Origin of the sequence: Aeromonas sp. SE22 (assembly GCF_038739755.1) — a bacterium.
GTDB classification, from domain to species: domain Bacteria; phylum Pseudomonadota; class Gammaproteobacteria; order Enterobacterales; family Aeromonadaceae; genus Aeromonas; species Aeromonas jandaei.
Genome location: NZ_JBCGFD010000006.1, coordinates 77,398 through 90,005, shown reverse-complemented (window position 1 = coordinate 90,005; position 12,608 = coordinate 77,398). Strand labels below are relative to the sequence as shown.

Sequence of the window (12,608 nt, the reverse complement as noted above, 5' to 3'; positions counted from 1 at the left end):
GCTGCTTGTTAGCGGAAAATCGGGGCAATCGTGTGATTGGCAGAGAATGAGCGGGCCTTACCATATTGGATGGCAAATTATAGCCGACTGGGAATTTGGTGATGTGACAGGGTTCAAAAATGGGCCCCTTGGGGCCCACATGAATATCTTTTGAGTCTGGCTATCAGTAGCGTTCGCTGACGATGTCCTGAGTGAAGGACTTCTCGCAGTATTTGCACTTCATCCGCACCGCACCTTTCACTTCGCGTACCCGGAAGTAGCTCTCTACCGGTTCGTTGTGGGAGATGCAGTTGGAGTTGGGGCAGTGGAACACCCCGGCGATGAACTCCGGCAACTCCAGCTGATGCTTCTTCACCACATTGAAGTCTTCGATGATGTTGACGGTCGCTTTCGGGGCGAACAGCGCCAGCTGGTTGGCCTGCTGCTCGGTCAGGCGGGTGTTCTCGATCTTGATGAGATCTTTTTTGCCGAGCGCGCCGGATTTCAGGTTGAAGCCGACGGTGATCCGCTCCTGGGTCTCCACCAGCTGGAACAGCTTGAGGATTTTGATGCCCTGGCCGGCGGGGATGTGGTCGATGACGGAGCCGTGACGGATGGCTTCGACTTGCAGTTGGTTCTTGTCAGACATGTTGTTCCCCTTTCCCTTAGACAGTTTCGTTCAGTACCAGTGCCAGCAGTGCCTGGCGTGCATAGACCCCGTTCTCCGCCTGCTGGAAGTAGTAGGCGTGGGGGGTCTTGTCGACCGCCACATCGATCTCGTCGACGCGGGGCAGGGGATGCAGGATCTTCATGGTGGGCTTGGCCCCTTCCAGGGTCGCCAGCTCAAGGATGAACTTGGCGGCCATGTGCTTGTACTCGGTCTCGTCGAAGCGCTCTTTCTGGACGCGGGTCATGTAGAGGATGTCCAGCTCCGGCATCACCTCTTCCATGGTCTCGTGGATGCTGAACTGAATGCCCTTCTCTTCCAGCTCTTCGCAGATGTAGTCCGGCATCGCCAGCGCTTCCGGGGAGATGAAGAAGAAGCGGCAGTTGAACAGGCTGAGAGCCTGCGCCAGCGAGTGGACGGTGCGGCCGTACTTGAGGTCACCGACGAAGGCGACGTTGAGGCCGTCCAGCTTGCCCTGGGTCTCGCGGATGGAGAAGAGGTCGAGCAGAGTCTGGGTCGGATGCTGGTTGGAGCCGTCGCCGCCGTTGATGACCGGCACGCGGGAGAACTCGGAGGCGAGGCGGGCAGCCCCCTCTTTCGGATGACGCATCACCACCGCATCGGTGTAGGAGCCGATGATCTTGATGGAGTCAGCCAGGGTCTCGCCCTTCTTGGCGCTGGTGTTGCCACCGTCGGCGAAGCCGATGATGTTGCCGCCGAGGCGCTGCACCGCGGTCTCGAAGGAGAGGCGGGTGCGGGTGGAGGCTTCGAAGAAGCAGCTGGCAACCAGCTTGTCTTTCAGCAAGCGGGTGTCGGGCTCGGCCTTCAACCGTTGTGCGGTTGAGACTACCAGTTCCATTTCAGACCGGGTCAGGTCCGTGATGGAGATGACATGTTTCTTGTAGAGTGGATTGGTCATCGTCTGCATTCCCTTTGACATCATTGGAGGTTTTTCGGGCACAAAAAAAAAGCCCCTGGAAACAGGGGCTTTTTTTAAAAATAACTGGGGAACATCGGGTCGGAAACCGGAAACAACGGGGCCGCTCTGGTGCGCTCCACCCGTTTGCAAAGCTGTTTTTTTCATCAAAAACGGCATCTTCCTGTCCCGACCTTGTTCAAAACCGGACAGATTATAGGGCTGCATTTTTAATTGTCAAAATTTTATTTTCCATGCCTGTTTTGGCCTGAAAAACGTTTAAGTGTCGCGAATGGGACGGCAAACCCACACCTGATGCACTGCCTGCAACGGCTCGCCATCGCGGGCCATGGCGCGCAGATAACCGAGTCTGTGGTGTCCCTCCAGCAGGCAGAAGGGGTGGGGCAGGGGATGGCCATTCGGGTAGTTGGCTCCCGCCTCCGGCGCCAGCACGATGACCGGCTCGGGCCAACTCCCTTCGCTCAGCATCTTCTCGCCGAGCCAGGAGCGACGGACATAGCGATTGCTGCGCAGCATCTCGCCCCAGCGCTCGATCACCTCCATATGGCGGGAGTCTATCTGCTCGATAATCTGCGCGGTGGGCCAGCTTTCGCATGCGAACTGGTGGCTGGCGAGATCGATAAAGCTCCAGTTGGACTCAAAACCGCGCCAATGACGGTAAATCCACTGGGAAAGCACATTTTCGGGGATGAAGGGCACCAGCGGGGCGACCCGGGCCAGGTAGTCGGGCAGGGACTCTGTTTTGCGTTCGTCCCTGAAGTTGAGGGGCGCAAGTTGTTGTAGCAGTCGGTAATTGAGCATAAGCAGCCTCCCGGTACCTGCTTTCACCCTACCCCCATTTATGCCCCATTCCTACCCCGCTGAGTCTGGAAATACAGCAAGTTACCCCTCGTTGCTGCACAAATCGGCGCGACTTGTTCGGGATTTGTGCAATCGCATTAAAAGTGTGAAAAAAGCCTTTACCTTTGAAACCCGCTTTGTATACTACGCCTCGTTTGTTGCAGGGGCGTAGTTCCAATTGGTAGAACAGCGGTCTCCAAAACCGATGGTTGCGGGTTCGAGTCCTGCCGCCCCTGCCATTTAATTCAAGAAAAGCCAGCTCATTGAGCTGGCTTTTCGCTTTCTGGCGTTTGCCACTCTCCCTGCTAGCTCTCTTTCTTGCCGTTTGCCTCTGCCACATCTGTCAATTGAGGCCCCTCTACCCCTGTGCTACACCTTGCTTCTTGTCAGATGGTGCCCTGTTGCCCGGCGTCTGTACTGCATCCGGTTGGCCTGAGGCGCTTCAATCCAAGGAGACAGATCGATGAACAAAGCGGTGGAGACTCGTCACAATCACACCCACGCTGGCGGCTGGGTACCCCGGGATCAGGTGCATGTGGAGCGCTGGGTGCAGCGGCTGCGGCAGGCGGTTACCCGTCAGCCCCGCCCGCTGGTGGCACCGATCGCCGAGCTGAAGGCGCTGGTCGAACAGGAGCCGGCGCTGCATCTGCAGGCGCAGGCGATGTTTGACGAGGCGTGGCAGCACAAGCACAGAACCCCGCTCGGTCAGGTCGAGGTACGCAGCTTCGAAGAGTTTCTGCTGCTGCTCAACGGCATCATGACCACGGCGCCGGAAGCCTATCAGGATGTGCAGAGCCACGAACCTGCCGGGCTCATCGGCTTTCCCATCAATGCCCTGCTCAACTGGCCCATGGCGACGGCCGCCGGTTACGGCTTCTTTGCCAACGAGCTGGTGAACCAGCAGCTGCGCAAGATCCTCGGCTACTGGGCCAATTTCCTGCAAAGCCCGGCGTCACGCTATGTGCTGACCGAGTCGGTCAGTCCGCTCGATCGTCAGACCCTGATCGTCCCCTGGCTGGGGGACGTGGCGAAACGGGAGATGGTCAAGGTGGCGCAAGGGGCGCTCGGTGCCGGTGACAACCCCACACCGGACAGCTTCGAGGGGATCTTCCACTCCACTCCGGGTGCCGAATATGAAGGGTTTGCCAGCTGGGACGACTTCTTCACCCGCCGCTTTCGCCCCGGCGTGCGGCCGGTAGCTGCCCCCGACGATGACAACGTGATCGCCAACGCCTGCGAATCGGCCCCGCTGCAGGTGGCCAAAAGAGTGCGCCGGCAGGACTCCTTCTGGCTCAAGGGGCAGCCCTACTCGCTGGACAACCTGCTCGACTTCGACCCGCGCGCCGCCCAGTTCGAGGGGGGCACCATCTATCAGGCCTTCCTCAGCGCTCTCAGCTATCACCGCTGGCACAGCCCGGTGAGCGGCACAGTGCGCTCGGTCAAGGTGGTCAACGGCAGCTACTACCTGGCCAACCGCCATCAGGGTTTCGGCAACCTCGACGGCGCCGACCCGAGCGCCCCCAACCAGTCGCAACCCTTCCTCACCGCGGTGGCGACCCGCGCCCTGATCTTTATCGAGGCGGACAATCCCAAAATCGGTCTGATGTGCGTGGTGCCGGTCGGGATGGCCGAAGTGTCGAGCTGCGAGGTGACGGTGCAGCCGGGGCAGCGGATCGAGAAGGGTGAACAGCTCGGGATGTTCCACTTCGGTGGCTCCACCCACTGCCTGCTGTTCCGCCCCGGGGTCGAGCTGGAGTTCGATTTCTATGGCCAGCAGCCGGGACTGGAGGCGACCAACCTCAGGATCAATACGGCGCTGGCGCGGGTCAAATAACCCTGCCGCCGGACAGTAAAAGGCCGCCCTTGAGGCGGCCTTTTTGTTTGTGCATCAGCTGGCGCCGACCTGCGTCTTGAGGGTTTCCACCAGCCGCTGGTGGCGGGCGGGGAGCGGCCACTCGGCGCGGTAGATAAGCCAGAGGGTGTCGATCACCTCGATCCGGCTCTGGAGCACCCGGATCTTCTCCTGTTTGGCAAAGGCGGTGACGGCGAAGCGGGGCAGCACGGTAAAGCCGAGGCCACGGGCGACCGGCTCCAGGATCAGGCCGATCTGGTTGGTAAAGCCGCGCAGCGGGATCTCGTCGAAGCGCTGGCCGGGATAGCGTCGTCCCAGCAGGCGCTGAGCCATGCTGCGGCCATCCGGGTGATCGATAAAGCCGAGCTGACAGAGGTGCTGCCAGCTCTGCTCCTCGCCATCGTTGGGCACTACCAGACAGAGGGGCTCGCGGGCGAAGGGCTCGGCGGCGATGCTGGGGTGCTCCGGCGGTTGATCCACCAGTCCCAGATCGCTGCGCCCTGCCAGTACCGCCTGCACTATGTCGGGGGTGGGGGCAAAGCGGTGCTGGATGGTGAGTCCGGGATGCTCCTGTTGCTGGTCGAGCAGCAGGGGATAGAGCAGCAGGCCGATGCTGCCGGGTGTGCTGAGGGTGATGGCGCCGCGGTGAGGATCGTCGTCAGAGAGACGGGCTCGCAGCTGTTCGGCGGCCTGCTCCTGCTGGCGGGCGAAGTCGAGCAGCACCAGCCCGCGCGGGGTGAGCTCCAGCAGACGGGGTTTGCGCAGCAGCAGGGGGCCAAATTCGGCCTCGAGGCGCGAGATATGCTGACTGACGGCGGCCTGAGTGAGATCCAGCCGATCGGCGGCACGGGTAAAACTGCCGGTTTCATGCACCACCACCAGGGTGTGGAGCCAGAGTGGATTAACCATAAATTTAATTTATGCCTTCCATTAGTTTGACCTTATTTTTCATTATGGCGCCTCTTCCTATCATGTCACCTGTTTCCCACACACAATTTCAAGGTGACTTATGACTTACCCGCGCAACTTCTCCCACATCGGCATCACGGTGACTGACCTCGACAAGGCAGTCGAGTTCTATACCAAGGTGATGGGCTGGTATCTCATCATGCCGGCGACCACCATCAGCGAGGATGACTCCGCCATCGGCGTGATGTGCAACGACGTGTTTGGCCCTGGCTGGGGCTCCTTCCGCATCGCTCACCTCTCCACCGGCGACAAGATCGGCATCGAGCTGTTCGAGTTCCCCAACAGCGAGCAGCGCGAAAACAACTTCGAATTCTGGAAGACCGGGGTGTTCCACTTCAGCGTGCAGGATCCGGATGTCGAGGGGCTGGCGGCGCGCATCGTCGCGGCGGGTGGCAAGCAGCGGATGCCGGTGCGCGAGTACTACCCGGGCGAGAAGCCCTACCGCATGGTCTACATGGAAGATCCCTTCGGCAACATCATCGAGATCTACAGCCACAGCTATGAGCTGACCTACTCCGCCGGTGCATATCAGGGGTAAGTGACAGGCCGCCTTCGGGCGGCCTGCTGCTTTGTTGTTGTGATGGTCAGCAGCATGGAATAGCGATCTTGCTCACACGGATAGCGGCTTCTGTTGTTGATAGATGTAAAAATATACAGATTCACTAAAGTCTGTTCAGAGAGTGGCCGATAGCCTCTATTACATCAGGGTCTTTCCCTGCTTCGTCACAACAACAAGGATCTGTCGTCATGACCCTCTCTTTGCGCGGCAAGCTGCTGGCAACCAGTCTGGGGGTGGTGCTGCTGATGGCATCACTGCTCGGCATCGTTGCCTTTCACACCCTCAAATCCCGCACCATGAGCGCCATCCAGAGCGAGGCGGTCAACTATGGTCACGCCTACTCGGTCGCCATCGGCGACTGGATGGCGGATCGCAAGAACACGGTGCACGCGCTGGTGAACCTGATCGCCGACAACCCGCAGGCCGAGCTGGTGCCGCACCTGAAGCAGGCCTATACCTCGGGCGGCTTCGGCCTCACCTACTTTGGTTCGACTCAGGGGGTGATGACCCGCCAGGATCCTTCCCTCAACACCGGCAACTATGACCCGCGCGAACGCCCCTGGTATCAGGATGCGGTGAAGGCGGGACAGCTGATCGTCACCGCCCCCTATGTCAGCGTCACCATGCAGAAGCTGGTGGTCACTCTCTCCGAGCCGGTGCGCCATCAGGGCGAGCTGGTCGGCGCCGTGGGGGCCAATCTGGCGCTCGACAAGCTGATCGACGAGGTGCTGGCGATGCAGGTGCAGGGCGAGGGGTACGCCATGCTGCTCGACAGCAGCGGCCTCATCGTCGGCCACCCCAACAAGGAGCTGGCGCTCAAGCAGATTGGCGAGCTCTCCCCCGATCTGTCGGCGGCTACCTTCCAGCAGTGGGGTCGCGAGAACAACGAACTGCACGCAGCTACCCTCGACGGGCGCGACGTGCTGCTGGCGGTACAGCCGGTGCCGGGCACCGACTGGCTGCTGGCCATGGTGATGTATCGCGACGTGCTGGAGGCGCCGCTCGCCTCCCTGCTGTGGCAGCTGGTGGGGCTGACGCTGGTGCTGATGCTGGTGTTCAGCGCCCTGCTCACCGCCATGTTCAAGTATCTGTTTGCCGATCTGGGCCGGGTGGCCGGTGCGCTGCACGACATCGCTCACGGCGAGGGGGATCTCACCGTCCATATCGACACCCGCAGTCAGGATGAGGTGGGCCAGCTGGCGCGCAACTTCAACCAGTTCGTGGCCCGGCTGCACGGCATCGTCAGCCGGCTGCGCGATGTCACCGTCGAGCTGGCGGCCCAGTCCCGCGCTCAGGCGTCTGGCGCCCACTCCCGCAGCCAGCGGGTGCGTCAGCAGCAGGACGAGATCGTGATGGTGGCGACCGCGGTGACCGAGATGGCCTCCGCTACGCAGGAGATCGCCGGCAACGCCGAGTTTGCCGCTACCACCTCCGGCGAGGCGGTCAAACTGGCGGTCGCCGGTCAGTCGCAGGTCGGTCAGAGCCAGCGCAGCATTACGGGGTTGGCGGATGAGGTGGCCGACGCCAGCCAGATCATCAACGAGCTGGATGCCCACGCCCAGAAGATCAGCGGCATTCTGGCCACCATCAGCGGCATTGCCGAGCAGACCAACCTGCTGGCGCTCAACGCGGCCATCGAGGCGGCGCGGGCCGGTGAGCAGGGGCGCGGTTTTGCGGTGGTGGCGGACGAGGTGCGGGTGCTGTCGCGCCGCACCCACGACTCCACCGACGAGATCCAGCAGATGATCGAGACCCTGCAGCAGACCACCCGTCGCGCCGTGGGGGGCATGGAGACCAGTCGCCAGCTGGCGGGTACCAGCGTCGAGGATGCGGAGTCCGCCAACCAGAGTCTGGCGCGGATCAACGAGGCGATCGGCTCCATCAGCGACATGGCGACCCAGATCGCGGCGGCGGCCGAAGAGCAGACCTCGGTGACCAGCGAGATCAGCCGCAACACCGAGAATATTCGTCACGTCTCGCAAGAGCTGGCCGAGCAGGCCAATCAGGAGGCGGCGCAGGCGGCCGAGCTGAAGGCGCTGACCGAGCGGCTGGAACAGGAGATCGGCCGTTTCCGGCTCTGATCCTCAGACCATCTTCCATGAAAAAGGGCAGCCCGCGGGCTGCCCTTTGTTATTGTCGCTGACCGTCAGGCTGCGCTCTCCAGCTGCGCCAGATAGAAGGCTCGCCAGTTGCCGTCGGGCAGGTAGTGCTTGCCCTGCTGCCATTTGGGATCGTGCTGCACCACGTAGCGGTAGTGGTAGGCCTGCTGCTGGCCGACATAACGCCCTTGCGCCGGGTCGAAGATCTCCACCTCGATGAGCTGGCGCAGATATTCGCTCTGGGGATCATCCTCGCCGTGGAAGTTCTCCATCTCGTCGAGCGCCGCGATGGCGGCAGGGAAGTCGTCCAGCACAAACAGCTCGCCATAGACCCAGTCATCCCCTTGCAGCAGGGCGGGGTAGCCCTTGTGCTGCAGGTGATAGAGGGCGCCGCGCACCCGGGCGCGCCGGGGCGTCTGGCTCACGTGGTGAGCCAGATAGCGGCGGTAGTTGAACAGCCCGTCCATCAGGCTGCCGTAGACGAACAACGGGCGTGGCTGGCAAAGGCTCATGAGATCTCGCCGCCCACGACCTTGATATCGCCATCCTGCTGCAGCACTACCGCCTCGATGGCCAGCGCCAGCGCGCGGGTAATCTCGCTCATGGCGAGGCAGGGCTGGTTCACCTTGTCCGCTACCTGCTCGGTGATGTAGGGAACGTGGATAAAGCCGCCGCGCACCGCCGGGAACTCTTTCTCAATCAGGTAGTGCAGCTGGTACATGATGTGGTTGCAGACGAAGGTGCCGGCAGTGTTGGAGACCGCCGCCGGAATGCCGTTCTCCTTGATGCGCTGCACTATCCCCTTGAGGGGCAGACGGGAGAAGTAGGCCGGTGCGCCATCGGCCTGAATCACTTCGTCGATGGGTTGCAGCTGCTCGTTGTCGGGGATGCGGGCATCGTCGATGTTGATGGCGACGCGCTCCGGGGTAATGGCGAAGCGGCCGCCTGCCTGACCGACGTTGATCACTACGTCAGGCTGGTGCTGGCGCATCAGCTCCGCCAGCAGGGTGGCTGACTTGCCAAAGACGGTGGGGATCTGCGCCTTGATCACGGTGGCGTTCAAAATGGTCTCTGGCAGGCGCTTGACCGCCTCCCATGCCGGGTTGATGGGCTCGCCGCCGAAGGGGTCAAAACCGGTAATCAGTACTTTCATCATCTTCTCCCGAATGGTCAGAATGCCCAGAAATACATGAGTGCGATATGGATCAGCACCAGCGTCAGCGCCATCGGCACCTGCACCTTGATCACCTTGTTGAGATCCTTCATCTCCAGCAGGGCGGCGGGCAGGGCGTTGAAGTTGGCAGCCATGGGGGTCATCAGGGTGCCGCAGAAGCCGGCGGTCATCGCCAGCGCACCGGCCACCACAGGGTCACCGCCCTGGGCGATGACGAAGGGGATGCCGATACCGGCGGTGATGACGGTGAAGGCGGCATAGGCGTTGCCCATGATCATGGTGAAGACCATCATGCCGAGGCAGTAGGCCACCACGCCGACGAAGGGGCTGCCGACCGGCACCACGGTGGAGATCCCGTGGGAGATGACATCGCCGACGCCGGATTTGTTGAAGATCACCCCGAGCGCGGCCAGCAGTTGCGGCAGAATGCCGGTGATGCCGACCTGCTGGATCATCCGGTCGGAGTCACCCACTACGGTAGCGGGGGTGGCACGGGTCAGCAGTACCGTGATGACGAAGGCGATGACCGCCGCCAGACCGATACCGACCTGACCGCCAAGGGGGGTGAACTGGGCGATCACCACCGCCAGCACGGCCAGCAGGATGCAGGGGAGGAAGATCCGGTTGCCGATGCGGTTGGCGTGGCGCTGGGACTCCTCCTCGCTCGCCTGCTCCAGCTTGCCGATCTTCACCTGCTTGAGCAGGGTGATGACCCCCATGGCGAGGATCAGCACGCCATTGATGACATTGGGGATATAGCTGCCGAAGGCGAACAGCACACCCAGAATGGTCCAGAACAGGGCGGTGCCGATTTTGGCCGGGTGGTTGGGGTCACGCAGGACGCGCCAGGCGCTGCTGAACAGGATGACGCCGATCAGCACATAAAAGAGTTCGAGCATGTTGGGGATGAGGGTCGCCATTATTGTTGCCCCTCCTTGTCGCTGCTCACGGTATATGTCTTGGCCATCTGACGGTCAAACCACATATTGGAAATAGCCACCATCAGCAGGGCGATAATGGCGATCGGCATGGATGCCTTGGCAATATCGACGGCAGAGACGCTATATCCAAGAGATTCAAATGTACCGACGATCAGCAATACCCCGGCTGAGGCGACGAAGGTATTCTGGGCAAAGAAATTGCCGTAGTTTTCGGTGGCGGAAACCCGCGCCTTGATATATTCCTCATCCTCTTCGCTTAATTTGCCGTGCACCTTGGTGGCGGCTGCCTGAGTCATGGGGTTGACCAGCGGCCGAATAAACTGGGTGTGACCCTGAACCCGCACCGAGAAGAGACCGGCCAGTTCGCGGATAAACATATAGAGGGTCATGAACTTGCCCGGGGTGAGCTTCTTGATCCGCTCGATCAGGGTGACAGCCTGCTGTTTGAGGCCGTAGCGTTCACAGATGCCGATCATCGGTAAGGTCAGCAGAAACAGCGTCACCATGCGGTTGGAGACGAAGGCTTCCCCCAGCAGGGAGAGGCAATCGGTCATGGAGAGACCGGAGACCAGCGCCGTGGTGACGGCGGCCACCAGTACGACAGCCAGGGTGTCGAGTTTGAAATAAAAACCCAACAAAATAATAAGAATGCCGCTCAGTTTAATCCATTCCAATTAGCCACCTCGTTAAAGTGAATATTTATGTGTAATTTTTGGTAGCCGAGTTGTTTATCACCAGACTCCGGGGATGGCAACAAATAATCACTTTGGTGGGATTCGTTTGGTTTTTAATTACGTTTCGCTGTTGGTTTATTGCTCTCTGGTCAACGGTGAATCCCGTTATTTCGACGCTATTTCGTTTCACCTTAATCAGCTATGGCAATCATTGCCGGTGCCTGCGTGGCAAGGCAGAACTGACAATATGGCTATTATTTGTTGCGTTATTGGCATGGCACGATGCAGCTTCGCAATATATTGGCAACAACCAACCGGCGGTATTTTTATGGCGGTGAAGGTGGGGGCGGGGTATTCACTGGAAATGAGAAACAAGCCGGTGGCGAAGGCGTTTCGCCACCGGTAGCGGGGTCAATGACTCTGTTTGACCCAGATAAGTTGGTCGGTGGCAAAGCCCAGCGACTTCGCCTTGGCGACCAGCGCATCCACCTTCGCCTTGGGCGGGTTGGGTGAGCGGGCGAGGATCCAGAGGTAGTCGTGGTTGTAGCTGGTCACCAGCGAGAGCTGGTAATCGGGGTCGAGGTCGATGACGTTGTAGCCGCCGTAGAAGGGGCCGAAGAAGCTCACCTTGAGCCGCGCCTCGTCAGGGCTGCCGACGAAGTAGGCCTTGCCTTCGGCTTCGCGCCAGCTGCCATCGCTCTGCTTGCCGCGGTTGAGCACCTTGACGCCGCCATCGTCCCGCAGGCTGTAGGTGGCACTCACCTGCTCCAGCCCGCGTTCGAAACCGTGGTCGAGGCGGGCAATCTCGTACCAGGTGCCGAGATAGCGGTCGAGCTGGAAGCCGGTGACGGGGCGGATGCCGTCGGCGAGGCCGGTGCAGGCTGTCAGCAGCCAGACGGTAAACAGACAAAGCAGTGAACGCATAGGTAATCCCTCTCTCGTTATCCCTCTATGATGCGAAGCTGGCCATCCCGAAAGCGGGAGGCCTGATCTGTCGGCGTGCTGCCGAAGAACCGTTTGTACTCCCGGCTGAACTGGGAGTTGCTCTCGTAACCGACTCTGGCGGCCGCCGCCCCCGCCTTGATGCCGTCGTGCAACATCATCAGGCGCGCCTTGTGCAGACGAAACGACTTGATGTACTGCAGCGGCGAGGTGGCGGTGACTGCCTTGAAGTGGTGGTGAAAGGCGGAGACGCTCATGTTCACCTCCCGCGCCAGCTCCTCCATGGTGAGGTTGTCGGCGTAGCGCTGCTCTATCATACGCAGCACCCGGGCAATCTGGCCCACATGATTGTGGCGGTTGGCGAGCGCCTGCAACGCCGGGCCGCCCCCCTCGGTGAGGGCGTGAAACAGCATCTCCCGCACAGTCTGCGGCCCCAGCACCTTGGCGTGCAGCGGATTGTCCATCAGCTCGATCAGCCGCTCGGCGGCGCAGAACATGGTCTCCGACAGGGGGACCGAGTGGACGCCGCTCTTTTGCGAAGCGGGGGCGGGCAGGGCATCGCCCAGCTCAAGCAACAGCTCCTGCAGGATGACCAGATCGATCTCGATGGAGAAACCGATCAGGGGCTGCTCGGGGGAGGCGAAACACTCGCACTCGCAGGGCAGCGGCAGGGTCATCAGCAGGTAGTGGTTGGGGTCATAGCGAAATACCTGATCCGCCAGATAACCCACCTTGTGCCCCTGCAGGATCACTATCATCCGCGGCTGGTAGAGCACCGGAGTACGGCCGTGGTACTCGGTGGTGTAGATGAGATTGACCTGTTTCACCGGTGACGGGGAGATGCCGGGAGTGGTGACGTGGCGGGCCACTCTGGCGGCGAGGTCGCTGTAACGGTTTTGCATGGGGGCTCTTTGATTCGACTGTTTTGGTTTTCACTGCTTTGTAGAAATAGGCAAGAATCAAGCAGGATGTTGT

General features: G+C 60.8%; 14 protein-coding genes and 1 tRNA gene. 5 read left to right on the top strand and 10 right to left on the bottom strand.

Features of this window, described 5'->3' with window-relative positions:
* Positions 1-163: 163 nt before the first annotated feature.
* From pyrI to AAHA39_RS11935, 3 genes are all read right to left on the bottom strand, one after another.
* Entirely contained in the window at positions 164-628 is a 465-nt protein-coding gene (gene pyrI, locus AAHA39_RS11945) for an aspartate carbamoyltransferase regulatory subunit (RefSeq protein ID WP_041209521.1), read from the bottom strand.
* Positions 629-644: 16 nt separating this feature from the next.
* Entirely contained in the window at positions 645-1,565 is a 921-nt protein-coding gene (gene pyrB / locus AAHA39_RS11940) for an aspartate carbamoyltransferase (protein WP_041209522.1), read from the bottom strand.
* Between the two features lie 276 nt (positions 1,566-1,841).
* The gene (locus tag AAHA39_RS11935; protein ID WP_320655728.1) at positions 1,842-2,384 is read right to left on the bottom strand and encodes a hypothetical protein; all 543 of its coding nucleotides are present in this window, start codon (positions 2,382-2,384) and stop codon (positions 1,842-1,844) included.
* A 201-nt stretch (positions 2,385-2,585) separates the two neighbouring features.
* Here AAHA39_RS11935 and AAHA39_RS11930 point away from each other — a divergent pair.
* Both AAHA39_RS11930 and AAHA39_RS11925 read left to right on the top strand, forming a co-directional pair.
* Positions 2,586-2,662: transfer RNA gene (locus tag AAHA39_RS11930), tRNA-Trp, on the top strand.
* 224 nt (positions 2,663-2,886) lie between these two features.
* A complete protein-coding gene (locus AAHA39_RS11925; protein WP_041209524.1) occupies positions 2,887-4,257 on the top strand; it encodes a phosphatidylserine decarboxylase family protein in 1,371 nt (456 codons plus the stop codon).
* 54 nt (positions 4,258-4,311) lie between these two features.
* Here the strand turns inward: AAHA39_RS11925 and AAHA39_RS11920 are convergent, their stop codons facing one another.
* Positions 4,312-5,184, bottom strand: coding sequence for a LysR family transcriptional regulator (locus AAHA39_RS11920; RefSeq protein WP_320655727.1), 873 nt, complete (start codon positions 5,182-5,184; stop codon positions 4,312-4,314).
* A gap of 100 nt (positions 5,185-5,284) precedes the next feature.
* On the opposite strand from AAHA39_RS11920, the gene AAHA39_RS11915 reads away from it, so the two are divergent.
* Both AAHA39_RS11915 and AAHA39_RS11910 read left to right on the top strand, forming a co-directional pair.
* A complete protein-coding gene (locus AAHA39_RS11915) occupies positions 5,285-5,782 on the top strand; it encodes a lactoylglutathione lyase family protein (RefSeq protein WP_042031906.1) in 498 nt (165 codons plus the stop codon).
* 209 nt (positions 5,783-5,991) lie between these two features.
* Positions 5,992-7,884: a methyl-accepting chemotaxis protein gene (locus AAHA39_RS11910; RefSeq protein WP_185228103.1), complete on the top strand. Its 1,893-nt coding sequence runs from the start codon at positions 5,992-5,994 to the stop codon at positions 7,882-7,884.
* 65 nt (positions 7,885-7,949) lie between these two features.
* Here the strand turns inward: AAHA39_RS11910 and AAHA39_RS11905 are convergent, their stop codons facing one another.
* From AAHA39_RS11905 to AAHA39_RS11890, 4 genes are read right to left on the bottom strand one after another with little or no spacing between them, the layout of a single operon-like run.
* A complete protein-coding gene (locus AAHA39_RS11905) occupies positions 7,950-8,414 on the bottom strand; it encodes a gamma-glutamylcyclotransferase family protein (RefSeq protein WP_320655726.1) in 465 nt (154 codons plus the stop codon).
* Positions 8,411-9,058 carry a pyroglutamyl-peptidase I gene (gene pcp / locus AAHA39_RS11900; protein ID WP_320655725.1) on the bottom strand — a complete coding sequence of 216 codons (648 nt, stop codon included), beginning with the start codon at positions 9,056-9,058 and terminating at the stop codon, positions 8,411-8,413. The genes AAHA39_RS11905 and pcp overlap by 4 nt, the downstream gene beginning before the upstream one ends.
* Positions 9,059-9,072: 14 nt before the next feature.
* Positions 9,073-9,996 carry a DUF979 domain-containing protein gene (locus tag AAHA39_RS11895; protein ID WP_320655724.1) on the bottom strand — a complete coding sequence of 308 codons (924 nt, stop codon included), beginning with the start codon at positions 9,994-9,996 and terminating at the stop codon, positions 9,073-9,075.
* The gene (locus AAHA39_RS11890; protein ID WP_041209532.1) at positions 9,996-10,691 is read right to left on the bottom strand and encodes a DUF969 domain-containing protein; all 696 of its coding nucleotides are present in this window, start codon (positions 10,689-10,691) and stop codon (positions 9,996-9,998) included. The genes AAHA39_RS11895 and AAHA39_RS11890 overlap by 1 nt, the downstream gene beginning before the upstream one ends.
* A gap of 73 nt (positions 10,692-10,764) precedes the next feature.
* Between AAHA39_RS11890 and AAHA39_RS11885 the strand changes: the two genes are divergently transcribed.
* Positions 10,765-11,097, top strand: coding sequence for a hypothetical protein (locus tag AAHA39_RS11885; protein WP_320655723.1), 333 nt, complete (start codon positions 10,765-10,767; stop codon positions 11,095-11,097).
* Positions 11,098-11,102: 5 nt separating this feature from the next.
* Here AAHA39_RS11885 and AAHA39_RS11880 read toward each other — a convergent pair whose 3' ends face one another.
* Both AAHA39_RS11880 and AAHA39_RS11875 read right to left on the bottom strand, forming a co-directional pair.
* Positions 11,103-11,615, bottom strand: a complete 513-nt coding sequence (locus tag AAHA39_RS11880) for a lipocalin family protein (protein ID WP_041209533.1) — start codon at positions 11,613-11,615, stop codon at positions 11,103-11,105.
* A gap of 17 nt (positions 11,616-11,632) precedes the next feature.
* Positions 11,633-12,535 carry an AraC family transcriptional regulator gene (locus tag AAHA39_RS11875; RefSeq protein ID WP_320655722.1) on the bottom strand — a complete coding sequence of 301 codons (903 nt, stop codon included), beginning with the start codon at positions 12,533-12,535 and terminating at the stop codon, positions 11,633-11,635.
* Between the last annotated feature and the right edge of the window lie 73 nt (positions 12,536-12,608).